The 24,108-nt window shown below is 70.9% G+C and carries 18 protein-coding genes; 8 read left to right on the top strand and 10 right to left on the bottom strand.

Going from position 1 to position 24,108, the window contains the following annotated elements:
* The first annotated feature begins 1 nt into the window (after position 1).
* Positions 2–124, top strand: coding sequence for a hypothetical protein (locus POL72_RS12065; RefSeq protein WP_272095291.1), 123 nt, complete (start codon positions 2–4; stop codon positions 122–124).
* A 20-nt stretch (positions 125–144) separates the two neighbouring features.
* Here the strand turns inward: POL72_RS12065 and POL72_RS12060 are convergent, their stop codons facing one another.
* Complete coding sequence (locus POL72_RS12060) at positions 145–561, bottom strand: hypothetical protein (RefSeq protein WP_272095290.1); 417 nt, start codon at positions 559–561, stop codon at positions 145–147.
* Between the two features lie 276 nt (positions 562–837).
* Here POL72_RS12060 and POL72_RS12055 point away from each other — a divergent pair, with 276 nt between their 5' ends.
* Both POL72_RS12055 and POL72_RS12050 read left to right on the top strand, forming a co-directional pair.
* Entirely contained in the window at positions 838–1,410 is a 573-nt protein-coding gene (locus POL72_RS12055; RefSeq protein ID WP_272095289.1) for a CAP domain-containing protein, read from the top strand.
* Positions 1,411–1,983: 573 nt separating this feature from the next.
* Positions 1,984–2,583: a hypothetical protein gene (locus POL72_RS12050; RefSeq protein WP_272095288.1), complete on the top strand. Its 600-nt coding sequence runs from the start codon at positions 1,984–1,986 to the stop codon at positions 2,581–2,583.
* A gap of 607 nt (positions 2,584–3,190) precedes the next feature.
* Here the strand turns inward: POL72_RS12050 and POL72_RS12045 are convergent.
* The 5 genes from POL72_RS12045 to POL72_RS12025 all read right to left on the bottom strand — a co-directional run bounded on the left by POL72_RS12045 (position 3,191) and on the right by POL72_RS12025 (position 9,198).
* The gene (locus POL72_RS12045; RefSeq protein WP_272095287.1) at positions 3,191–4,015 is read right to left on the bottom strand and encodes a hypothetical protein; all 825 of its coding nucleotides are present in this window, start codon (positions 4,013–4,015) and stop codon (positions 3,191–3,193) included.
* Between the two features lie 14 nt (positions 4,016–4,029).
* Entirely contained in the window at positions 4,030–4,770 is a 741-nt protein-coding gene (locus tag POL72_RS12040; RefSeq protein WP_272095286.1) for a hypothetical protein, read from the bottom strand.
* Between the two features lie 167 nt (positions 4,771–4,937).
* Positions 4,938–6,479: a hypothetical protein gene (locus tag POL72_RS12035; protein ID WP_272095285.1), complete on the bottom strand. Its 1,542-nt coding sequence runs from the start codon at positions 6,477–6,479 to the stop codon at positions 4,938–4,940.
* Positions 6,480–6,517: 38 nt separating this feature from the next.
* The gene (locus POL72_RS12030; protein ID WP_272095284.1) at positions 6,518–8,107 is read right to left on the bottom strand and encodes a hypothetical protein; all 1,590 of its coding nucleotides are present in this window, start codon (positions 8,105–8,107) and stop codon (positions 6,518–6,520) included.
* Between the two features lie 17 nt (positions 8,108–8,124).
* On the bottom strand, positions 8,125–9,198 hold the full coding sequence (locus tag POL72_RS12025) for a PEGA domain-containing protein (RefSeq protein ID WP_272095283.1): 1,074 nt from the start codon (positions 9,196–9,198) through the stop codon (positions 8,125–8,127).
* A gap of 215 nt (positions 9,199–9,413) precedes the next feature.
* Between POL72_RS12025 and POL72_RS12020 the strand changes: the two genes are divergently transcribed.
* Positions 9,414–10,526, top strand: coding sequence for an RNA polymerase sigma factor (locus POL72_RS12020; protein WP_272095282.1), 1,113 nt, complete (start codon positions 9,414–9,416; stop codon positions 10,524–10,526).
* Between the two features lie 3,533 nt (positions 10,527–14,059).
* Here POL72_RS12020 and POL72_RS12015 read toward each other — a convergent pair.
* The gene (locus POL72_RS12015; protein ID WP_272095281.1) at positions 14,060–14,854 is read right to left on the bottom strand and encodes a hypothetical protein; all 795 of its coding nucleotides are present in this window, start codon (positions 14,852–14,854) and stop codon (positions 14,060–14,062) included.
* A 1,086-nt stretch (positions 14,855–15,940) separates the two neighbouring features.
* Between POL72_RS12015 and POL72_RS12010 the strand changes: the two genes are divergently transcribed.
* A complete protein-coding gene (locus POL72_RS12010) occupies positions 15,941–16,885 on the top strand; it encodes a hypothetical protein (protein WP_272095279.1) in 945 nt (314 codons plus the stop codon).
* A 124-nt stretch (positions 16,886–17,009) separates the two neighbouring features.
* Here POL72_RS12010 and POL72_RS12005 read toward each other — a convergent pair whose 3' ends face one another.
* Genes POL72_RS12005 through POL72_RS11995 form a run of 3 tightly spaced genes read right to left on the bottom strand, consistent with a single transcriptional unit; the run spans position 17,010 to position 20,206 of the window.
* Positions 17,010–17,690: a hypothetical protein gene (locus tag POL72_RS12005; protein ID WP_272095278.1), complete on the bottom strand. Its 681-nt coding sequence runs from the start codon at positions 17,688–17,690 to the stop codon at positions 17,010–17,012.
* Complete coding sequence (locus POL72_RS12000) at positions 17,687–18,622, bottom strand: PEGA domain-containing protein (RefSeq protein WP_272095277.1); 936 nt, start codon at positions 18,620–18,622, stop codon at positions 17,687–17,689. Before POL72_RS12000 ends, POL72_RS12005 begins: the two co-directional genes overlap by 4 nt.
* A 15-nt stretch (positions 18,623–18,637) precedes the next feature.
* A complete protein-coding gene (locus tag POL72_RS11995; RefSeq protein WP_272095276.1) occupies positions 18,638–20,206 on the bottom strand; it encodes a serine/threonine-protein kinase in 1,569 nt (522 codons plus the stop codon).
* Positions 20,207–20,584: 378 nt separating this feature from the next.
* On the opposite strand from POL72_RS11995, the gene POL72_RS11990 reads away from it, so the two are divergent.
* The 3 genes from POL72_RS11990 to POL72_RS11980 are packed head-to-tail and all read left to right on the top strand — an operon-like array spanning position 20,585 to position 23,981.
* Complete coding sequence (locus tag POL72_RS11990; RefSeq protein ID WP_272095275.1) at positions 20,585–21,235, top strand: Isoquinoline 1-oxidoreductase subunit; 651 nt, start codon at positions 20,585–20,587, stop codon at positions 21,233–21,235.
* Positions 21,232–21,690, top strand: coding sequence for a (2Fe-2S)-binding protein (locus tag POL72_RS11985; RefSeq protein WP_272095274.1), 459 nt, complete (start codon positions 21,232–21,234; stop codon positions 21,688–21,690). The genes POL72_RS11990 and POL72_RS11985 overlap by 4 nt, the downstream gene beginning before the upstream one ends.
* Positions 21,691–21,692: 2 nt before the next feature.
* Positions 21,693–23,981 (top strand): xanthine dehydrogenase family protein molybdopterin-binding subunit, encoded by a 2,289-nt coding sequence (locus POL72_RS11980; RefSeq protein WP_272095273.1) that lies wholly within the window; start codon positions 21,693–21,695, stop codon positions 23,979–23,981.
* The last annotated feature ends 127 nt before the right edge of the window (positions 23,982–24,108 follow it).

Genomic DNA, 24,108 nt, shown 5'->3' with positions numbered 1-24,108 from the left:
CGTGCGCTTCGACCGGCCGGTGCGGCACCTCAAGACGGGCGCCGCGGGGACGTGGGCGGAGCTCGCCCAGCGGTTCGGCTACTACGACCAGGCGCACCTCGCGCGGGACGTGGCGCGCAGGTAAAAAAAGCCGGAGCCTATTTCCTATTTCTTCCCCACGCGCCTCTTCATCGCCGCGAGCTCCGCGTCGATCTCGGCGTCCACGTCCCTCGACGGGAGCTCCCGGGCGGAGCTCGGGGACGGCTTCTCCGGAGGGGCGGTCGGCGCGGGCTTCTCACGGTCGAGGCCGACCGCTCGCGCGACGCGCTCGGTGAGTGAGGCCTTCGGCTCCTCCGGGAGCGGCGGGACGTCGGCCGGGTCGAACGCCGTCAGGCACTGGCCGCACTGGACGACGTCCTCGGCGCTGTCCCATAGCGAGACGGCGACGAACAGGCTCACGTTGAACGTCTTCTTCGCCCGGTAGAAGACCCCGGCGGTCCCGCACTGCGGACACCCGCCCCGGAACTTCTCCCCCGAACGCTCCACCCGCGCGCGGGTGCCGAAGATGAGCGGGAGCTTCATGGATCGCTTCGTATCACGGTGCGCTCCGAGCGTCACTCGGCGGATCCACCGCGCCCTGTGCATGGACGGGCAGAGCGTGGAAGAGGCCCAGTGTCGCAGTCAACACGAGTGCCGTTCGCGCGATGCGCTTCGATCGAGTCATTGGATGTTCCCTCGCTGCCTTGAAGGACCTATGCGCGTAGGTAAAAGAAGCCGGATCGCTGCGCGAAGATTTGACATAGCCCATCATCGAATTAGTTGTTGCGGCGCGCGGTCGAGCTGTAGGACAATCGCTCCGTGAATACGCTCGGCTCACGTCTCCACGGGTTCGCGCTGTTCTCCCTGATGCTCGCCCTCGCTGCCGGGTGCGGCAGCTCGTCCGACGACGCCGACGCCCCGGCGAGCGGCCAGGGCGACGACGAGCCGCCCCGGATGGTCGGGATGACGGCGGCCCACAACGCCGCGCGCGCCGCGGTCGACCCGCCCGCCGATCAGCCGCTGCCCCCGCTCTCGTGGTCGTCCGAGCTCGCCGCGGTGGCTCAGGCCCATGCCGATAAGTGTGTGTTCCGCCACAGCGCGAACGGCTACGGAGAGAACCTCTTCGCGACGTCGAGCGGCGCCTCACCCGCCCCCGAGGATGTCGTCGGCTCGTGGATCGACGAGGCGGTCAGCTACGACCTCGCGAGCAACGCCTGCAGCGCCGCCACGTGCGGCCATTACACCCAGGTGGTCTGGGCCGACTCCCTGCGGCTCGGCTGCGGGATCGCCAGCTGTGCGGACGGCTCACCGTTCGAAGGGGGCAGCGCCTGGCAGTTCTGGGTGTGCACTTACGATCCTCCCGGCAACTTCGTCGGCGAGCGCCCCTACTGAGCCGAGCGCGCAGCGCGCCCTGAGCCTTGCTAATGAAGAGTCGCGGCATCTTCTTCGCGCCGATCGCGACGGGCGCGAACCGCGCCATGGGTGAGCTCCGGGTCACGGGGAACGGGCCCAAGGAGATTCCGGGTGATCAACGGAAATCCATGGAGCTCCAGAGTCAACAGATAGAAGAGGCAGTGACGGCGGCGGGCGCCGAGGGCATGGTCATCACGCCCTTCGGCGGAGGCAACGTGGCCTCTCTCGACAAGGGCGCAGGAAGACGCCGCGGCGGCACAGGAATCAAAGTATTGTTGCGCAGGACAGGCGCGAGGGGGCGCAGGAGGACGCCGCCAGCGGCGCAGGACCCGTGCGACGGTCACAAAGGACACCGAAGTAGCTGCGCAGGAGGGACGTCGGGGCTGCCCAGGAGGGCGCCACGGCCGTTGATGGGGCGTTTGCGTATCGACGGTTATCCGATCGCTGGTTGATCACTCGAAGTGCGCCCCCTTGACCTGGCGTGCGCCGCCGCGTAACCATCGCCTTCGGTGGCTCCAGAGTGGAGCGCGGGTTCTCTAGGAGAAGATGGTCATGCAAATGGTTTACTTGATCCCGCTCGTGTTCATGGCGGCCGCTTTCGCGTACTCGATGTACGTCCGCAAGAAGGCCATGGCCGAGGCCGCCAACATGACCCCGGAGGAGATCGAGCAAAAATTCAGCGACTTCTACGCCCAGTATTACGAGCTCCAGCCCGACGAGCGCATCATCGGCAACTGGAGCGGAGTCGAGTACCAGGCGCCCGCCGGCACGGCCCGCCGCATCGCCGGCGGAGTCCTCAACGCCGCATCTGCCGCCGTGATCGGCGTCTCCACCTACGTTCCCAACGTTCACGTCGGCCTCACCAACCGCGGCCGCGTCCTCGTCTCTCGCGAGTACAGCGACTTCGGCAAACGCGGCAACTACAAGCACCTCGCCGCCCTCGATCAGGGCACGCGCGCCTTCAACCAAGACGCGGCGTATCCCGGCCAAGACATCGGCCCCCGCCCGGGCAACCCCTTCAACCCTCTCGTGAGCCTCGAGTTCATCCAGCTCCGTTCGCCGAGCGGCGACACATACGAAGCGTGGCTGTCCCCGCAGGGCAGCCGCCACGGCCAGCACGGATTCAGCTCGATCTTGCAGTCGCTCGGTTGAGCGCAGCGAGCGGGGCGACGCTGACAAAACCACGCCACTGCCGCGCGACCGCGTCGTTCACGGGTCGAAAGAGCGGGCCCCGCGCGGCGCAGAGCGCGCCAAGGGGCGCATCGGCGTGCCGCGGGCACACATCGCCCTCCGGGAGTTGCTTTGGCCCGGGATGTTCTTGCGGCGACGCGGCGTCCCCGAGCGCCTTGCGGCGCAGGACGGTGCTTTTCAACGCACGGGGCTCGGGGTCGCCTGCGGCGCCCTGCACCCCGAACCCCCAGTACGGCGGCCGCCGCGTCGGCGCTGGGTGAGCGACCTGGAACGTTGGTCGACTCACCGAGCGCAGTGAGGAAGCGGGCGATGTTGCTCGGCTCGGTGATCATGGCGACGAGCTTCATCCTTCCCTTGCAGGCCGGGCACTCGAGGAGAAGCAACGATGGCTCCGTCACGGGAGCCAGGTCAACACCTCGCTCTCGTTCTAGGCGCGGCGCCCTGCTCCGAGGCGCCGCGCCGTGCCGCTCACCCGCACCGAGGGCAACCGCTTCGGCGAACGGGCTCCCCGCGCTCGTAGACGCTGCGTGACCGTCTGTAAGTTCCGATGCTTGGCGGACCGCCGAGCCTACCCGCCCCGGGGGCCGGGAGGCTGGAGGTAGAACGGGCTTACCTCCTCATCGAGCGCCTCATACTCCTCCGAACTCGACTTGTGATTTAGGTACATGAGGACCGCCCGCGCGGCCTCCTGCAACGGCATGGGCGGCGCTGTGGTGCCGTCCCATGCTTCGCAGAGCGCCCGGAAGCTCTCGAGGCGCTCGAGCAGCGCTAGCCACCATGCCCGCGTCTCCGGCTGATTCCGGCGGATTGGCCGGAAGGTGTCGAGCAAGCTGTCGATGTGGCCGAGCGCTGGACGACGCAGATCCGCGGGGGGGATCTTCGCGACCATCTTGGGTGACGCGAGATAGCCGCACCACACGAGGGCTGCGGCGAAGGTGGCCGTATCCGGGATTGCTGCCAGCTCCGCCTCCGTAGGCGGCGGGCGCGGGTCCTGGTCTTCTGGCTCGGGCGGCGCTTCAGGCGGCGCGCCTTCCCAGTCATCCCACCCTCCGGGCGGCTCCGGGATGGCGAACGCAACGAGCACGTCACGCGCAGCACGCAGGATCTCGGCCGGGATGTCTGGGGATGGCGACCAGTCCCGGCACAGCGCGAGCAGTCTCTCTACCTCCGACGCTGCGTCTAGCGGCCGCGCACCCGCGCTGAGCCCTGCGTCGGGGCCTTCGCCGAGCACAGTCAAGAGGTCGGTCAGGTGCTCGACGGCGTGCTCGCGAGACGGCATCACCCCGAGTTTGCGCGCTGCGCGTGGCGACGCGAGCAAACCCGCAAGGTTCAGGGCTCCAGAGATACATTGCGCGAGCCGGGCGGCGCGCTTCGAAGCTTCGTCAGAGTCCATGGCGAGTCCCTCTATCACTTCGGTCTACAGAGCTGAATCCAGGGGACCAGTTGGCTTCCGATTGCCGGTTTTAACGTGATGGCAGCGCCCACGATATCGAGATCATTGTAGCAGGTGTAGGTGCTCCACCCTCCAATAATCAGATTGCCAAGATCCCAGATATTAGGGCACGTCCTACAACGACCATCGCCGCAATCGTTGAGCACGCATCTCTTGGCGAATGGACACTTCACGCTCGACTGGCACAGAAGGGGTGGATCCATGCACTCGACTTTGATCGGATATCCGACGGACAGCGTTGTCGGATCGAGCGTTGCGATCCACTCCTCGGCTAGCTGCCAGGCAAGCTCCGTGTTCTGGTCGATAATCTGGCGAAGTGTCTGCTCGTCAACGATGGTCGGGTCAACGACCTGTGTCTCGATGAGCCCGGAGAGCGCATAGGCTGCATAGGTGGCCTTAGCGTTCATCAAGGCGAGTTCCCTCGGGTCTGCGTTGTGCGCTGCATCGATCGCAGCTTCCTCTTCCGGGGTAAACGTCGTGCTATCCTCTGCGCCGTCGTCTGTCGGTGTGGGCTGCGTCTCGTCGGGCGCTGGCTGCATCCCGTCCGGGGTGGGTGTCTCGTCAGGTGTGGGCTTGCTGTCCTCCGTTTCTCCGCGTTTCCCGATTCGGATCGTACATGCCGGTATCATTATCGCGCCGACGGACCCGATGACAAGCAGAGCTCCGAGCCTGCCTACAAGACTGCGCTTCGACATGAGCTGCCTCCGAGCCCGGAATGCTAAGTAAAGCTGGAATGAATTTCTACGCGGAAAGTAATGCGGGCAACTCTCGCGAACGCCGCAACCGGGCCGTGGGGCGGCATCTGGACGTTCGCGACCGCTGAAGCTGGACGAGGCGGTTCGCTGGGCGGGCTTCAGTCCGGCTATTCAGGAAACCGGAGCGTCTCGGCGGCGATGCCCTCCTCCCCCGTGACCTCGTCGCCGGTCCAAATATCCCAGCTCACGCCGCCCTTGCCCGGCAGTCCAAGCTCATAGGTGACGCCCTCCAGCGTGAGCTGGTCCTCGTCGAGGTAGGCGATGCCGATCGAGTCGCCGCCACGCCCGGGGCCGCCGTAGCCGCCGTAGCCTCCGTCGCCCCCGTTGGCGTGACAGGACCACATGCCGTCCCCCAAGGCGCCTCCCGGGGCGCCTCGGCCGCCTAAACCCCCTCGCTCGGGGGGCCCGCCGTCGCCGCCCTGCCCGGCTCCGGCTGTCACGATCTCGGTATCGCGCACGGTCAGCTTGGCATGAAGTGCAACGATGCCGATCGACGGCCAGGCGTTCTCGCCCCCTTGGCCGCCTCGACCGCCGCAGCCGCCAGCGCCGCCGGAGCCGCCGCCCGCGCCTCCCTTGGACGCCACACCGCACGCAGAGAGCCCTCCCCGACGGCCGCCGCCCCCGCCGCCGCCCTGGCCGGGCATGCCCCTGCTCCCGTCGCCGGCCTTGTCGCCTTCCCACCCTGTCTCGGTGATGCGCCCCCTGCCCTCGCCGGCTGCGCCGATGAAACCGTGCGGGCCGTGGAGCGCGACCTGTCCATGTTCACACCCGGTGCTCGGCACGTCCCCGGCTCCCCCCCGCCCGAACGTCGGGTTGGACGCCTCGAACGGCTGCCCGTCCCCACCGTCGCCGGCGCCGTCGGGAAGCCCGTCCCCTCCCTTCCCGCCGACGCTCGGGATCCCTCCGTCGCACGGGTTCACCGCCGCAGGGGCGCCAGGGACGACGGCGCCCGAGCACGCGTCGCCCCCGTACTGCCCATCGGGCCCCTCCGCTGCCTCGTTCGGATAGGGCCATTTCTCGCCATCGCGGCCTGCCCAGCCCCAGGAGGCGCTGATCCGGCTCCGGATGAGCTCCACCGCCGTGCCAGACTGGACGAGCATCCCGATCGGGCCGTTCGAGGCGAACCGCATGTCGATGATCGTCGATACCCCGTCCGCGGCTCCCGTGTCTCCGGGGCTCGCGGGCACGACGGTCAGGCTGGTCTCGTGGCCCTTGATGATCTGAAGCGTCGGGCGCACGCCCGGCTCGCGCTTCCAGTACAAGCAGTTGTAGCCGCCGATGAGATCCACGCCCGACGGCAGCGCGAGGGGCTCGAAGAATCCGTCATCGCACGCGAAGACGCGTCCTCGTCCGGTGCGCGCGAGCTCGACGCCGCGCTGCAGCGTGCGCACGGGCTTGTCCCTCGTCGTGCCGGGATTCGCGTCGTCCCCGTCGCCGAACATGCCCGCGACGAACACCCCGCATCCATCCTCCAGCACGCCGGCGGCGAGGCGTTCGACACAGACCGACTCCGGCGGCGCGTCGCCTGGACACCACGACGCGCCGTCGCACGCCGCTCCGCCAGCGTCGCTCGGGCCCGGCGCGGTGCCGCAGCCGGCGGCGACGAGCAACAGCGCGGGGGACAGGGTGATCGCTGCTGTGATTTGCATGGTTCTCCTTCGATGTGACGCGGCGTGCTCCCGGCCCTTCAGCGGGGCGGTTCAGGGTCGGGCGCATCGAACTGAACGTAGGGCAATGAATGGCCCGGCTCTCCCATGCCCACAGGGTCATCGGGAGCCGCATTGCCCGCGAGACCGCCCTCGCCGGCGCTTCCAGGGCGGAGGGGGGCGTCCGGACCGAAGCGAACGTAGGCGCCGATCGATGCGACGCCATACGAGGGACCCCCGAGGCCGCCGCCGGCATCGCCCCCGCGGCCCCCGTTGCCTCCACGGCCGCCGTCGCACGCAGCCCACAGGTCATCGAAGCCCTGTCCACCGTCCCCACCTGGTCGTCCGGCGCCGCCCGGTTGGCCCGTTCCACCGACCCCACCGGCGCCGCCCTTGCCCGCGGTCACGGTGGTCGCCTCGAGCGTCACCGAGCTCCCCTGCAGCGCAACGACGCCGATGCTCGCCCCACCATAGCCGCCGCCATAGCCTCCCCGGCCCCCGCAGCCCCCGCTCCCGCCCGATCCGCCGGCCGCGCCGCCCTCAGGCCTGCCCGCTCGGCATGCGACCATGTCGCCTCGTCCCCTGCTGCCGCCCCCGCCGCCCCCGCCATGGCCAACACCGCCCTGCTTCCCGTTGTCCCCGCGCGTGCCGACCCAGCCATCCTCGGTGAGGTAGCCCATGCCCACCGCGCCGTCAGCGCGAGCGGCGTCGGTGCCGTCGGGACCAGGGTCCCCTTTTTCACATCGGAGGGCATCCGCGCCGCGGCCCCCGAGACCCGTCTTCTCCGGGTCCTGGTTCTCCGCCGGCCTCGGCTGCCCCGGGGCGCCGTCGCCCCCCGCGTCGAGCCCGCCGTCGCCCCCGTAGCCTCCGGTGGACTCGATGCCGTCGTCGCACACTGTCACGACCGGAAGGGCGCCCGCCGGGGAGTCGTCCGTGCAGGCGCTCACGCCGTCGTTCCCCTCCACGCCGTCGGCTGCCCGCTCGCTGTCCGCGTCCTCTCCCGGCTCCCCGTCCTCGCCGTCGCCCGCGACGATCGCGCTCGATCGCACGATCGCCCCGGCCCCCGCGCTCAAGATCAAGGCGATCGACGACCTGCCGTCGCTCGCGGAGGCGTCCGCCGCCACGACGCGCACGCCGTAGATGACCGACGTCGCGCCGTCGTCCCCCACGACCCGCAGCGGGATCCCCGAAGGCGGGGCGATGATCGTCGGGTGGTTGACGCCATCGAACGACCACGCGCCTTCATCGCAGCTACGGCCGCCCCAGACGTGGATCCCCGAGATCAGGGTGACCTCTTCCTCGAACGTCTCGCCGCACGCATAGACGTGGCGCAAACCCCGCGCTTGCGCCTCCACGATCGCGGCTTGCAGCGAGCCGAGCGGCTCGAGCCGCGTGCCCGCGCGCGCGCCCTCCGCTGGAGCGCTGGCGCTGACGAACACCCCGCACTCGTCCATCACGGGCCCCATGCCCGGCTCGTTCACCTCGCACGGCGACGGCGGGGGGGCGAGGCACATCCGCTCCTCACCGCAGTCCTCTGCGTACGTGCAGCCGGAGAGCCCTCCCGCGCCGCTCGTCGAGAACGCGGCGACGGCGCACAGCCGCCGCACGTGTCGTCCCTGGAGAAAGTGCATGTCCCTGGCTCCTCGGATCACCACACCCCGTGCGCCACGAGGCCGATCTGCCCTGGCGTTGCGGCCGGCGAGAGCGCGACGCGGGCGCCCGTGGGCTCGGACTGCAGAAAGGAGAAATCCGTGAAGAACGAGGCGACCGTCACGGCGCCGACCACGCCGCTCGCGACCACCATCGCCGTGCCGAGGGCGGCGAACTGATCTCGCTCTCGCCGGAGGACCGCCAGCTCGTTGCACGCTGAAGGCGGCGACGGTTCGCGGCACGCCCACGGCGTGAACCCGAGCGCGTCCAGCTTGCTGTTGCGCTCCTTGAGATCGCCGTTGGATGCGCTCGCGCGGACCATGAACAGGGCGCCGAGGGAGGCCGTCGCCGTTGTCAGACCGATGCCGGCGATACGCGCCGGCCCGAGCCACGATGCCACCGGCCCCGGGGCCTGCGGCTTGACCGGTTCGCTCTTCCTCGCGCCCGGAGCCGGCGCGCGCGCGGGCGCGTCGGCCGCGCGCACGAGCTGCAGCGCCGCGCTGACCGTCTTCCCCGCATCGACCTCGACCCGCTGCGAGCCCTCCCCGTGCCCCGACAGCCGGGCCCGGAGCGTGTACGTGCCCGGCGCGACGAACAGCTCGTGGACCGTGGCGCCCGTGCCGACGGGCTCCCCGTCCAGGAGGATCTCGGCGTCGGGCGGGGAGGCAGCCACATAGATCCTCCCGACGTGCTCGATCGCCGTGTCGAACGCCCGCGTGAACCTGTCGAGGAGCGCCCGATTCAGGGCGGCGTCCTGCTCGAGGCTCCGCCCCAGGTGCTCGGCGGCCTCCCGGTGCTTGCCCTGCTCCAGCTCGCAAAGCCCGAGATAGCCGAGCACCTCGGCCCGCTGCACCGCGGTCATTCCGGCGGCGTCGGGCGCCGCCAGGACGGCTTCGAAGCTCGCTTCCGCGTCGGTCCACTTCCGTGCGCCAAAGGCAATCCGGGCCTTCTGGCGCGCCTTCATCGCTGCCGCGCTCTCGGTCAGCGCAGGTGCTGCGCGCGCGAGCCCGATGCCGCTGCCCAGCACGCCGAGAAGGCAAATCCCGGACAGGGCCGAGCGCAAGAGCGTCATGCGGCCCACTTTATCAACGAGGCTGTCGGCCCAGCAAGCGCGTGTGGATACCGAGCGCTGCGCTTTTGCATGATAAATCCAACGTCGCCTGCGCAATGATTCAACGGAGCCGTGGCCTTCTCGTTATCCCCCTGCGGACGCACCTTCGCGCACCATTCTTCGTCGCACCGGTCGATTGGGTCACCTCTTTTCGCGCCTGAAGCATCTGGACGTGCATGGATGTGAGCACCTCGGCGAGCCTGGCCATCGCGGCCCCTGGTACGCTTGGTTCCGATCGCTTCCGCCGGCTCGCGCGCGCCATGCGCGTGCCGGCTCAGGACGTCGACGACGTCATCCAGGACGCGTGGCTTCGCATCCTGGAGAACCGCGCGCGCATCGGCCTGGCGAGGGACGCCGCGGCGTATGTGGACGAGCTCGTCAGAAACGTGGTGCGCAACAGCCGGCGGCGATCGCGCCGCCGGCAAGAGGTGATCGCACCTCTCCAGGACGAGGATCCTTCGGACGAGCGGCCGGGCCCGGAAGCCTCCTTGATCGCCCGCCAGCGGGCTTCCGTCCTCTGGCGCTTCATCGACAAGCTCGACGACGCTCGTCGCACGGTCTTCATCGAGCACGAGCTCCTGGGCCGGACGCTCGCCGAGATCGCCGGGGCGCACGCGCTCCCCGAGAACACCGTCAAGTCACGGCTCGCTGCCGCCTGGGACAAGATCGAGCAGGAGGCAGGGCGCTGGCAGGCGGCGCAGCACCGGCGCAGGCAGCCCGCGGTGCCGTGCTTCGTGCCCTTCTTCTCCGGTGCCTGGCTTCGCGACGCCTTGCGCGGGCTTCGCCGGTTCAGGCTGCATGGGACGGCGGCGGCGGGGCTCGTGCTCGGGGCGGGCGCTGCCTGGCCCGGCCCAGCGGCTGGCTTCGTCGAAGCGCCGCTGCTCGCGGCCTCGGGGCGCGCGCAGCCCGCGCTCGAGATGCCGGTGGCGCCTGCCGACCAGCGCGGCGTGGGGCCGGGCCGACCCGAGAGCGCGATACGGCGAGAGGCCGTCACGGTCTCCGCCGTGTCTGCCCATCAGGGCAGCACCACGACGGCTCGCGCGGTCTCCGCCGCGGGCAAGGTGTCGTCCCGGGCGCACTCCGGCGCGGCGCATGCTCGGATCGATCCGATGCTCGAGCGCGCGCGAGCGATGCTCGAGCTCGGGACCACCGAGGGACAGCTCTCGGCGTGCCGTCTCCTGCACGAGCACCGCGAGCGTCGTGGTCGCGGAGAGCACACCGCGGAGCGCGACGCGCTCCTCCGGCGGGTTCGCTGCGAACGCCACGGGTCGATCGGGGCGCAGAGGTGATCGCGTCGCGCGTGTGGTGGCGGGCGGGATGATGGGCCAGAGAGGGCGACTCTCGCGCGCCACGTCTCCCTGGTCGTGCCCGCGCCGCGCGGACGTCACGGTGGATCGACGACCACGAGCGGCCTCAGTCGTTGGAGGGAACGCCGGCCAAGACCCTTGACCCGCTGCAGCTCATCCACTTTCCGGAAGCGCGTAGGTAAAAGAAGCTGGATCGCTGCGCGAGGAAGTGTGGCGGGCGAACCGAAGTGGCGGGACCGCGCGCGTCGCGACGCCTCGTTCATGGGTCGAAAGAGCGGGCCCCGCGCGGCGCAGAGCGCGGCGTAGAGCGCGCCGCAGAGCGTGCAAAGGGGCGCATCGGCGTGCCGCGGGCACACGTCGCCCTCCGGGCGTTGGTCTGGCCCGGGATGTTCTTGCGGCTACGCGGCGTCCCCGAGCGCCTTTCGGCGCAGGACGGTGCTCTTCAACGCTCGGGGCTCCGGGTCGCCGACGGCGCCCTGCGATCGGGGGTTTCAGGAGCCTGGAACGTCGCTCGGCTCACCGAGCGCGGTGCGGAAGCGGGCGATGTTGCTCGGCTCGTTGATCATGGCGACGAGCTTCATCCTGCCCTTGCAGGCCGGGCAGCGCCATCTCGACGCCACCGCCGCGCTGCCTGCTCCGGCGCCATGTACGACGCCGGCGCCGCGATCGCGCGCTTGCCGGCGTCCAGCTCGACGCCCGCGGCCGCTCCGCGGACGACCAGGCCGCGACGCCGAGCCCGCGCTCGAGGAGCTCGCCAGCGACGTGGCCGAGCTCGACCAGGTGGATTGCGACGGCCACGAGCTCGCCGGCGCTCAGCACCGGTGTCCAGTCACCAGCGCCCGACGTCGCCCTCGACCTGCGCGACGGCCCCGCGCTCGCCGGCGTCGACCTCGACCCCGCGGCCCCCCCGCGTGCTCGACCAGGCCGCGGCACCGGCCCGCGTTCGGGGACCTCGCCGGCGGTGTGGCCGAACTCGAACCGGTAGACGGCGACGGCCCCGAGCTCGCCGACGCTGAGCACCGGTGTCCGTCACCAGCGCCCGCCGTGTCCCTCGCCCTTCGCGGCCGCTCCAGGTAGACACCGGCGAGGCCGCCGCGTTCGCGAGCTCAGACGTCAACGCGCCAGGAGGAGCGGAGTGAAGTGCCATCAACAATAGCCAGCCTGTTCAATTCGACTTCACCTCGAATCTCCAAATTGGTCCGGTGGTCAACATCACGACCAGACTTCCAGGGAGAAGGCGACTACTGCCGCCAGCCCAGTCCACATGGACGCTGGTGGACACGCCCAAGGGCCCGGCGAAGTACCAGTCGGACTGGGCGCGGCCGCTTGGAGCAACCCCCACCACGCAGGCGGCGCCGACGTGCGCCTCGACCTCCGATGGTCCGCGCCGAGCTCGGCCGCGACGATGTGCAACCCGCTGCGCTCAGCTCGAGCCCGGCTTCGGACCGGGGCGAGACTGACAAGCCGTAGCCGCAGGGACGCAATCCATGCCCTGAATCACAGTTGACGCCGCCCCTCCGCACACGCATCTGGAAAAGCTTGGTGGATGAGCATGCGCCATAGGCTGAAATTGAAGGCGATGCCTGTTCTTATTCCTCTCGGTCTCACGGTGTGGGCGTGCAACTACGACCTGGGCGAGTGCTATCTTAGGGGGACGGAAGGCACAGGGGCCGGAGAACCATACCCACCGGGGTCAGCAGCTACCGGGGACTGGTTCGGGAACGGTGACGACGTGGGGAGCGGCGCCACTGAAGAGATGGCAGGGTGCACGCCCGACAAGACATGCACAGACATGTTCGTGGATTGCCAAGAGATCGGCGGCAAGTGCATCACGGGATATCCGGGCTGCGACAAATGGGGCCACACACCGTGTGAAAGTTGCCGCGACGCCTGCCAAAAGGAAATACAATGCCCGCCAGCATGCAAATGCAGATCGTGCGGATTCAGATGATGAATGCTCCGATACAGGGCGCAATACATGTTGTCGTTGGCAGGGTTGCCGGAGCGGCTCTAGCCAAGGTTGCATCCCCGGTTGTGGCCGACGATGACAATCTCCTGCTGGGTCCATCAAGAGTCGATCCGAAACGTCATCGTGCTGCGCGCGTTAGATACTGGGGGGGAGAGCCGTCTACCGATCTCAATGAAGAGCTTGCGCGTTCTGATGGGCCGCCGATCTGCGTGGCGCTTCCGCCGACACCAGGCGGCCTGATGAGCCTCTGTCGAATCTGTGCTTCCGTAGTCGAGCGCGGGCGTACGGTGTTCGTCGTTGATCTCAGCCCAGAGACCGCCGGAACATTTCCGCAAGGGCCCGGCCCAGGCATGGCTATATCCATCTATGTCGCGGATGCTCTGCTACGCAAGCCGCCCGTGGTCCAATGGTCGAAGCTCGAGACAACTTTCGCGGCTACGCTCTGGAAATTGTGGTGCCGCCGCTCGCCCGTTGCCTTTTCTAGGTTCTGTGCATCTGGGAGCATGTTCCACCCGCAGTTGGCCAACCTTGGTCGTTATCATGCCGGACTCTTTCCCCGACGGGCAGGCAATGGGCTATTACCGTCGCTCTTTGACGAGCTCCTCCTGCGACAGCTATCGCAAGAGTGGCTCTCGCCAGTTAAAGTATATGCCAACGCACTCAACGCCGGATCTGAGCTCGCTGCATGGTTTCCACACACGGGAGATCTGTACATAGCCAAACGGCTCAATGAGTGGTATCGCCATACGCGAGGCCGCATCATCGAACGTCGGAACGCGCATCACCCGAGACCTTCCGAGATGACGAGATGGTGCTTTCGCTGGCGTGCGGGGAGCGAGGAGATCCTCGATGCGCTGCCGAGTGTACAAGCGGCCCCGCCTGTGTCTATTGGAGGTGCTACCGCGTATGATCCTGACCACGTATGGGTATGCCAATTTGATGCACGAGGCACACCTTACCTGAGCCGATTTGGCACCGCATCGTCGTTGCCGTCGGCGATGCGCACCTGATCGAGGTCGGCGAGGACGACGAGCGTGCGGCTGGCGGGACCGCGCGCGTCGCGACGTCTCGTTCATGGGTCGAAAGAGCGGGCCCCGCGCGGCGCAGAGCGCGCCAGACGCTCGGCGCGGGTCGTCGACCGCCCGGTAGCCGCCCCGCTTGCGTCTGGGAGCGGGCTCATCGTCCGCCTGCCAGGCGGCGTCCTGCGCCGCATCCCCCTGGACGAACACCTGCACGTACTCGGGCGCGGGAAAGGGCGCGCGCGCCGGCGCCGTGCCGCGTGGTCGGCCGCTCGCCGTCACACGCAGCTCCCCCGGGGCGGTGATGCGGAGCGCAAGTGTGGCGCGCTGTGCCGCGTCCTGGAGCGTGGGCATCCACGCCGACGCCTCGTAGCTGGCCCACAGAAGTGCGGCGTGTCGCGGTCGACGGCCGCGCTCCACGCCTGCGCGGCCGGGGCACTCGCCTCCGAGGGGGGCGCGAGCGGTGCGCCTACCGCGCAGCAATGAGCCCACCATCACCCGGTGCACACGGCTGGACGAGCAGCCGCTCAAAATGCGCCGCAGGAGCGCCCCAGATTCTCCAGGACGCTCACCACCTGTTGAGCGGCGTCGATGCTGCCCATGTACAGACGCTCGCCCTTCTGGGCGCTGCGGTCGCCGATGATGATGCGATAGATGACGCCCAAGACCGGCGTGTCAGACCACTCCACGTTCGCCAGCGACGCGTGGTCCAGGAAGCGGAGCGAGAGGGTGTTCGGCGGGCCATCCGTCGTGACCCGGACGCGGCAGTGCCCGAGGTATTCGAACCGGGCCCCGAGCCCCAGCTGCTCGCGGCCCATGACCTGCGCAATCGCCGCCGCCACCTCGGTGCGCCGGGCTTCCTGCTCGGGATGGGGATCGTCCGTCTCGTCCGCTCGAGCCTGGTCTGCCGCGGCGGCGATATCGGCGCGAAGCCTGGCGGCATCCTCCTCCTTGCGGGCTTGGACCAGCAGCTTGAGCGAGGCCATGAACGCTTGCGCGCTGGCGGCGTCGTAGAAGGACACATCGGCGGATTCGAGGCCCACGGCACCGATGGTGTTGTACGCGGCGAGAATCGAATGGTCTTTCGTCGTGCACGTCGCGGGATCGGCGGTGAAGATGATGCCGTGCTGCTTGCTGAGCCGGTTGACGTGTTCGCGGGCAGCGGCCGCGAATCCGGCCTCGGTCCCGTACTCGCCTCCGTTCTCTCGACACCAGCGCTGCAACTCCTGGCGCAGGTCGCTCACCACCTTCCTTTTGCGGGCCTCCGGGGTGGTGCCGTTCAAGTGCTCGATGAACGATCGATCCGTGGGCAGGATCTTCACGACGGTCGTATACAGAGCCCGGGGGGGTTCGGGTGGGCCTGGTACCCCAGCGAGTCCGCGAAGGCGGCGATCGACATCTTCTCGTAGGATTGCGGCGGACGTCCCTGGAGGGCGGCGCAACCGCTGGCCGCCGCCGCGGCCGCCAGCAGGACCAGCACCCCTGCGGGCGATGGCGCCCTGAGCGGTCTCACTGCGGGGAGTACCTGCGGGAGAGGCGTGACCCGGTGTCGTGGGAGGGAAGTCATGGTGCGGCAGCGTACAGGAAGAATTCCAGCCCGGTGAAGAACTCCCTCAAGCGGGTGTGGAGCCGGGGGTGGAAGCAGTGAGCCCGCCGCGAACGGAAACGGTGTGGGGGAGGCAGCCGGCAGCCCTGCCGGCAACGGAAACGGTGTGGGGGAGGCAGCCGGCAGCTCTCCCGGCAACGGAAACGGTCTGGGGGAGGCTGCTGGGCAGCCCTCCTGGAAACGGAAACGGTCTGGGGGAGGCTGCTGGGCAGCCCTGCCGGCAACGGAAACGGTGTGGGGGAGGCAGCCGGCAGCCCTCCTGGCAACGGAAACGGTGTGGGGGAGGCAGCGGGCAGCCCTCCCGGCAACGGAAACGGTCGGCCGCGAACCGCCACACGTGGATGGCACGGTGCCTGCCGACATGCGTGCTGACAGCTACCAGACGCCGTGACGAGAGCAGCACTCTCGACGCCACCCCGCCGCGCGCCGGGCACATGACACCTTCAGGCGACTTCTCGCGAGCCTCGCGGGGCCTGGCCCATGAGCACGATCACGACGAGCGGCGGCAGGTCGTGATCGAATTGGAACATGAAGGCAGGAAGGCGGGAAGAAAACATGAATGATCTTCCCGCCTTCCTGCCTTCATGTTGACTCTCTCTGGGCAAAGTTGACCACCACCCGGCGGCACGCCGTCAGAAAATCAGCCGGCATGTCGATTGACGGGTGCGCGGGGGGGATTATCCCTGCCCGGAACGTTCGGCGTGCGCCTGACGTTCTCAACACGTCCAGCGCGCAGGGGTGGAGCGCGTCGTACCTGTTCTCCGCTGCTCCGCGACGACGAACAACGAGAGGTCATCCCCTCATGACGAAGCCTTCTCCGCTCAAGAAGAAGCCCGCTCCCAAGAAGCCCGCGGCCCCGCCCCAGGCGGCGGCGGCGTTCGACGAGATCCTGCCCGAGATAGAGGCCCTGAGCCCGGATCGGCTGATCGCCATCAACCTCGATATTCCACGGGTCGTCTCCCAGGTGCTGGGCGTGCTGCCCGGCCTCCTCGCGCTGCGCTCCGCGATCGCGGAGCACGTGCCGACGCACGATGTCGCGTTGCTCAACCGGCTCGAGACCTACGCGCTGGCCGCGTGGTACGCGCACCTCGCGTGGCTGTCGAGCGGAGGCGCCGAGAACTCGTTGAAGCCGCTGCTCGCGGAGGCGGCCCCGCTGCGCGAGAACCTGCTGAGCGACGCCGAGGCGCTGGCGCGGCGCGGCCTGCTCGACGCGGACACGGTCGCGGAGATCCGCGCGGGGCTGGGGCACATCGACACGGCGAACGACCTGGTCGCGCTCTCGGCGCTGTTCACTGCGAGCTGGGCGGAGGTCGCCAGCAAGACGGCGGCGAGCGAGGAGGAGGTGAGGCGCGCCGGGGAGATCGGGCCGCAGCTGCTCGCGGCCCTGGGTGTGCGGGAGCACGGCAAAGGCCCCGGGCCGACCGAGGCCGCGGACAGGAGGGCGCGGGCGTTCTCGCTGCTCGTCCACGCCTACGACCAGACCCGCCGCGCCGTCACGTACCTGCGCTGGGACGAGGAGGACGCCGATACGATCGCCCCCTCTCTCTACAAGGGCCGCACTGGCCGCGCGGCGGCGCACAGCGACACCGTCGCCGCCCCGGGCGACGAGGCGCCGGCTGAACCGGCGGCGCTCGGCGCTGCGACCCCCGCAGCGCCGAACGGCACGGCGGCGCCTGCTGCGCTGAACGGCACGGCAGCGCCTGCGGTGCCCGGGGCTGCACCGAACGGCACGGCGCCTACCGGCTAGACATCGCCGCCCGCCTCCGCGGCGACCGCTTCCCGCTCCCAAGGATCGGCTGCCCAGGTAAACGCACCGGCGGAGAGCAGGCAGACTCCCCCGCTTGCGTTGCCGTTCGCGAGGCGGGATCGAGCTAGTCGCCGCCCGCGCACGCCGGCTTGGGGGGGCAGCGACCTTCCAGGATGTCGCGGCACACCTTGTCGCGCTCCTTCTTGTCGACCGCGCCGAGCGCGGCGTAGATCTGCTGCGTACTGCACCCGAGCGAGCCCTCGGCCATGAGCGGACCGCACGCGTCGAACACCTCCGGCGCCGGCAAGGGCGCGCAGAGGGCCTCGCAGGCCGCGATATCCGCGAGCTCGATCGGGCATATGGCCGCATAGAGCGTGCACATCGCCTCGCACCGCCCGACGCACCCGGCGTCGCCCTCCGGGCCGAGCGGCCCGGCCGCGGTGCAGCCGGCGGGATCGCCGGCCTGCGCCGCGCGGCACCCGGCATACCCCTCGGGCGACGGCATCGCCTCGCAGACGGTGCAGCACGCCTCGACCGACGGATACTGCGGCGTGAGCTCGCAGAGATCCATCGACCGGGCGCAGTGCGCCGAGCACGCGGCGATCTCGCACGGGCCGCCCTCCTGCGTGGGCGGAGTCCAGCTCTCGGGGCTCCCATCGCCGGCGTCGCCCGTGGCGGCGCCGCTGTCGATGCCGTCACCCACGGCCGAGGTGGCGCTGTCCTCGCCGTCGGGCAGCGGGGCCACGACCTGGCATCCGGCGACCCACGCGGCGAACGCGCAGGCGGCAGCGCGGCGCGCCCTCACAGCGTCCCTCGCATGCTGATGTAGCCGGGACCGACAGCCCAGGTGACGCTCGACTCCGGAGCCTTCGAGCGCTCCATGCCGAGGGCGATGCCGCCGACGGCCGCGCCGGCGATCGCGAGGCCGAACCCCACGTTCGAGACCCAACCCAGGGCGTTCGCGTCGCCTCGCGCGCCTGCGGAGCAGCCCGAGGTGCCCTGCCGGCACGCCTCAGTGAGGTCGCTCCTCGCGCTCAGGTAGGCCGCGCCCACGCCGATCCCCACTGCCAGCCCGGCGCCCGAGGCGATGAACCCGCCGACGGCCCACGGCGAGACGCCGTGCGGGCGGGGCTCCGGCGTGAGGGCGACGTCGAGCGCCGTGGTCTCCCGCTCCGGGACGTAGACCCGCTGCCGGGCGCGGACGTAGCCGTCGGCCTCGACCTCGACCCAGTGGTTGCCAGGATCGATCAAGGTCCCCTCCGAGGAGACCTTCACCTCCTGGCCGTCGACCCTGAGCCTGGCCCCGGCGGGGCTCGGCACGAGCCGCACCTTCAGCCGGGGGATTCGGTCGTCGAGCTCGTCGCGCAGGGCGTCGGCGCGGCGCCGCGCCTGCATGAACGGCCAGGGTTCCCCGGGGAGCGCGCGCGACGAGGCGATCGTGGCCGCGAGCTCGCGCGCCTCGCTGAGCCGGCCGATCGCGGCGAGCGCCTTCGCGACCTCGATGGAGGTCGAGGGCACGCGGACGAGCTGCTCGGCGCGCTGGTAGGCGCGGAGCGCCTCCGCGTACCTCCTCAGGATGAAGAGCTCGTCGCCCTGGTACACGAGCTCCCGGGCGTCGCGCCGCGCCTTCTCGTCCGCGGCACCGCCGGCGGTGTCCGCCGCGTCGCCGGCGAGCGCCGGCGGCGCCGCGAGGATCAGGCTGGCGATCACCATCAGCGTGCTGGACCGGGGGCGCATGGGTCTCCTCTCCTGTCAGAAGCCGAGATCGCGGCGCCAGCGCGTGCGCGTCGCGACCGTCTTGCCAGGCGTCGCGGTCGGCGCGGCGAGCGCCGGCGTCGGGGCGTTCTGGGCGCCAGACACGGCCGGCACCCCGGCGTCGGCTACCGCCCTGACCGCAGGCTGCGCCGTGGCCGAAGCCCGCGCCTCGGCCTGGGGCGGCCGGACGTCGGCCTGCGCCGTGGCCGCGGCGTGCGCCTCGACCTGCGGCGCCGTGGCCGCGGCGTGCGCCTCGACCTGCGGCGCCGTGGCCGCGGCCTGCGCCTCGGGCTGCTGCCCGATCGTGGCGCACTGGGCCGCGGGCTCGACGGCGGGAGCGGCGCGTCCAGCCGCTGCGCCGGCCACCATCGCGAGCGACGCGGACTGCGCCGCCGGCGCGGTCCGGGTGACGCCGGAGGCCCCAGCCCACGCCAGGGTGCTGAGGCCCATGACGGCGCCCGCCGCGAGGGCCCAGGTGCGCGTCCGCGCCCGCTGCCGAGGCAAGCTCACGCCCAGCGTGCCGAACGGCATGAGCGTAGTCACGAGGGACGAGAAGCCTTCGCCCGAGCAGAGGGACTCGCGCGGGGGCATGACCTCGGTCTGGGCGGGCCGCGTGCCGCGCGGGGCGGCGACGGCGGCGTCCAGCGCATCGAGGACGGCGCGGGCGCTCCGGGCGCGGCGCGCCGGGTCGGGCTCGAGCAGCGAGAGGACCCAGGCGTCGATCGCGGGCGGCACCTCCGGGGCGAGCCGGGACGGCGGCGGGGGCGGCCCGCGGTCGATCGCCACCGCCACCGCGGCGACGGTGGCGCCGCCGAAGGGGATCTGCCCGGTCAAGCAGAAGTAGGCCACGACGCCGAGGGCCCAGAGATCGCTGTGCGGTCCGACCCGCGCTCCGCCCGCCATCTGCTCGGGCGACATGAAGTGCGGCGTCCCCAGGATGGCGCCCGTGACCGTGAGCCGCTCGGCCTCGTCGGCGGTGTCCTTGGCGATGCCGAAGTCGAGCACCTTCACGAAGGGCTCTCGCTCGCCCTCGACGAGGAAGATGTTCTCGGGCTTGATGTCGCGGTGAACGATGCCCGCCTCGTGCGCCCTGGCCAGCGCGGCGCAGAGCTGGCGAAGGATCGAGACGGTCTCCTCGAGCGAGAGCCGCCGGCGGCGCTCGACCAGATCTTGCAGCGTCTGCCCTTCCAGGTGCTCCATCACGATGTAGGGGACCCCCTGGGCGGTGAAGCTCACGTCGAACACGCGCACCACGTGCGGGCTCTGGATGCGGGCCGCGGCCTCGGCTTCCCGGTGGAGGCGCACGATGGCCAGCGGGTGGTCCATGTACATGTCGCGGAGGAACTTCACCGCGACGTGGGTCCTGAGCGCGACGTGCTCGGCGAGCCAGACGCTCCCCATCCCTCCCTGGCCGAGCGCGCGGATGAGGCGGAGCTGGGAGCCCACGTGCATCCCCGGCAGCGGACCGCGCTCCGAGCTCGACGCGGTGTGGCAGCCTGCCTCAGCTGGGGCGATCAGGCAGGGCGATGGCTGGGTGGCCTCGCCTATTCCTAGCGTCTTGCTCATGCCGGAGCCGGCTTGCACGCCTCGAGCCATCGCTCCGGCGGAGGGGTTGCCGGGAATGCGCCGGTGTCGGGGCGTCCAGTCGTGGCGTGGAGCCGCGCTGCCTGGCGCGCTCGTGACAGTTCGCTACAGGCGCGGTAGCGGCTGCGGCGCGCGCCGTCGACACCGGCTCACGGACGGCTCGCGGCCGCCGTCGTCGCGGGCTCCACGCGTCGCCTGTCGCCGGAAACCGTGACGTAACGCGAGCTGCGCTGTCGGTGGACGCTAGGACGCTGGACGCGACAAGGGCGCGCGTCGAGCAGGGGCTTGTCGTCTGCGCGCGGAGTCACCACGCTTGGGGGCTTGTCGTCCGCGCGCCGGGTCACCAGGGTAGGCCGGGCGATGCAGCCTCTCCTCCTCTGTTCCCTGCTGGCTGGCGTCGGCCTCCTCGCCGCGGCGTGCGACTCGCCTCCCGCGGAGGCGCCCAGGCCGGTCGTTCTTCCGCCCGTCGCACCGGGCGAGCTCCGCAGTCCGGAGGCGTTCGCGGCGATCCGGGACGACGACGCGCGCGCGGCCTCGCTCTTCCTCGAGGCGAGCAAGGTGCTTCTCCACCCGCGCTGCGTGAACTGCCATCCTCACGATGGCGTCCCGCGCCAGGGCGACGCCGGCGAGCGCCACAGCCCGCCGGCCGAGCGCGGTCCGAACGATCGCGGGGTGGCGGCGATGGAGTGCACGTCGTGCCATCAGGCGCAGAACCTCGAGCTCGCCCGCGTCCCCGGGGCGCCGGGCTGGCACCTCGCGCCGGCGGAGATGGCGTGGCTCGGGCGGTCGCCGGCGGCGATCTGCGCGCAGATCAAGGATCCGGCGCGCAACGGCAAGAAGACGCTCGCGCAGATCGTCGAGCACGCCGAGCGCGACGAGCTCGTGGCGTGGGGGTGGGCGCCCGGTCATGGCCGCACGAAGGCGCCCGGCTCGCAGGCGGCCTTCGGCGCGCTCGTCGACGCATGGGTGAAGGCGGGCGCGGCGTGCCCGCCCGAGGAGTCCCGACGATGATCATCCTGAAGGTGAACGGCGCGGAGCAGAGGCTCGACGTGGATCCGGACATGCCGCTCCTCTGGGTGCTCCGCGACGTGCTCGGCCTCACGGGGACGAAGTACGGCTGCGGCCAGGCGCTCTGCGGGGCGTGCGTCGTGCACCTCGACGGCGAGACCGTGCGCGCCTGCGTGACGCCGGTGAAGCGCGCCGCGGGCGGCTCGGTGACGACGATCGAGGGGCTCAGCCCCACCGGCGATCACCCGCTGCAGCGCGCGTGGGTGGAGCTCGGCGTCCCGCAGTGCGGCTTCTGCCAGGCGGGGCAGATCATGAGCGCGGCCGCGCTCCTGCGGAAGAACCCGCGGCCCTCGAACGACGACATCGACAGGTCGCTCGCCGGCAACATCTGCCGGTGCGGCACGTACACGCGCATCCGCGCGGCGGTCCGCAAGGCCGCCGGCCTTCCCACGGAGTGAAGATGGAACAGCAACGCGTCGTCCTCCTCCGCCGCTCCTTCCTCGCGGGGCTCGGGCTCGCGGTGGGCGGGCTCGCGCTCGGGGTCGCCGAGGCCGCGCCGCCCGCGCGCGATGTGAACCGGCCGCAGCCTGCGCCGCCCACGCCCGGCGGCGCGAAGGCGCAGCCGGGGCTCCGGACCGGGGTGTTCCTCCACATCGCGCCCGACGGGACGGTGTCGATCGTCTGCCACCGGTCGGAGATGGGGCAGGGGATCCGCAGCTCGCTGCCGGTCCTCGTCGCCGACGAGCTCGGCGCGGACATGGCGCGGGTCAAGATCGTGCAAGCCGAGGGCGACAAGGCCTACGGCGATCAGAACACCGACGGCTCGCGCAGCGTGCGCGGCAGCTACGAGCCGATGCGGCGCGTGGGCGCGACCGCGCGCGCGATGCTCGTCGCGGCCGCGGCCAGGAGGTGGCGCGTCCCCGCCGCGGAGTGCCTCGCCCAGCAGCACGCGGTCCACCACGCGAAATCGAAGCGCTCGCTGGACTTCAACGAGCTCGTGGCCGACGCGGCGAAGCTCCCGGTGCCCGACGCGGCGTCGGTCGCGCTCCGCCCCACCTCGGAGTTCAAGCGCGTCGGCGGCCTGCTCCCGCTGCTCGACGGCCCGGCCATCGTCACGGGCGCGGCCCAGTTCGGCGCGGACGTGCGCCTGCCGGGCATGCTCACCGCGGTCATCGCGCACCCCCCGGTCGTGGGGGGCAAGGTCGTGCGGTACGACGGTGCGCGCGCGTTGGCGGTCCCGGGCGTGAAGAAGCTCGTGGAGCTATCGGCGCCGAAGGGCGTCGGGGTGGGGTTCCAGCCGCTCGGGGGCGTGGCGGTCGTGGCCGACACGACGTGGGCCGCGATGCGCGGCCGGGCGGCGCTGGAGATCGTGTGGGATCACGGCGCGAACGCGTCGTACGACTCGGCGAGCTACCGCGAGGCGCTCTCGCGCGCGGTGCGCGCGCCGGGCAAGGTCGTGCGGAAGGTCGGCGATGTCGACGGGGCGCTCAAGGCGGCGGCGCGCACGGTCGAGGCCGAGTACTACGTGCCTCACCTCGCGCATGTGGCCATGGAGCCGCCCTCGGCGGTGGCGAAGGTCGACGCGGACGGCTGCGAGGTGTGGGCGCCGACGCAGAACCCGCAGGCCGCGCGGACCGAGGTGGCGCGGGCGCTCGGCGTCGACGAGGGCAAGGTCACCGTGCACGTGACGCTCCTCGGCGGCGGCTTCGGCCGGAAGTCCAAGCCGGACTACGTCGCCGAGGCGGCGCTGCTCGCGCGCGAGGTCGGCGCGCCGGTGCGCGTGCAGTGGACGCGCGAGGACGACGTGCAGAACGGCTACTTCCACGCCGTCAGCGCGCAGCACCTCACGGCGGGGCTCGACGCGGGCGGCAAGGTGACCGCCTGGCTGCACCGGACGGCGTTTCCGCCGATCCCGTCGACGTTCGACGCGAAGGTGAAGACCCCGAGCGAGAACGAGCTCGGCCTCGGCGTGCTCGATCTCGCGCTCTCGGCCCCGAACGTCCGCGCCGAGGCGTGCGACGCGCCGGCCCACGTCCGGATCGGCTGGCTCCGGTCGGTCTGCAACATCTTCCACGCCTTCGCGGTGCAGAGCTTCATCGATGAGATCGCGCACGCGCGGCAGGCCGATCCGCGCGAGGTGCTGCTCGAGGTGCTCGGCCCCGCGCGCCATGCGACGCCCGCCGAGCTGGGCGTCGACAAGGTCCCGAACTACGGGGCATCCATCGCGCAGCACCCGGTCGACGTGGGCCGCCTCCGGCACGTCATCGAGCGGGTGACGGAGCTCTCGGGGTGGGACGCCGCGCGCAAGGCGGGCCGCGCGCTCGGCCTCGCCGCGCACAGGAGCTTCCTCACGTACGTGGCGGTCGTCGCCGCGGTCTCGAAGGACGCGCTCGGCAAGGTGAAGGTCGACGAGGTGTGGCTCGTCGCGGACCCCGGCACGGTCGTCAACCTGGACCGCGTGCGCGCGCAGATGGAAGGCGCGGTGGTCTTCGGGATGAGCATCGCGCTCCACGGCGCCATCACGATGAAGGGCGGCGCGGTCGAGCAGACGAACTTCCGCGACTACCCGGTGGTGCGGAGCCCCGAGGTGCCGGCGCGGATCCACGTGGAGATCGTGAAGAGCGACGCCCCGCCCGGGGGCGTCGGCGAGCCCGGGGTGCCGCCGGTGGCGCCCGCGATCGCGAACGCGGTGTTCGCCTTGACGAAGACGCGCGCGCGGGAGCTCCCGCTGCGGCGCCTGGGGCTGTGACGAGGGCAGGGCGCGGGGTGATCGACCGGAGGCCGCTGCGAGCGGCCCGGATGGATTGAAAAGCTGAAATTCGAGACGTCAGCCGCCGCGGGCATCGGTCGCGCACGAGGCGCCGTGGACCGTGCCG

This window comes from Sorangium aterium (assembly GCF_028368935.1).
Classification (GTDB): Bacteria; Myxococcota_A; Polyangia; order Polyangiales; family Polyangiaceae; genus Sorangium; species Sorangium atrum.
The sequence above is the reverse complement of the archived record's forward strand: the minus strand, read 5'-3'. Positions and strand labels throughout refer to the sequence as shown.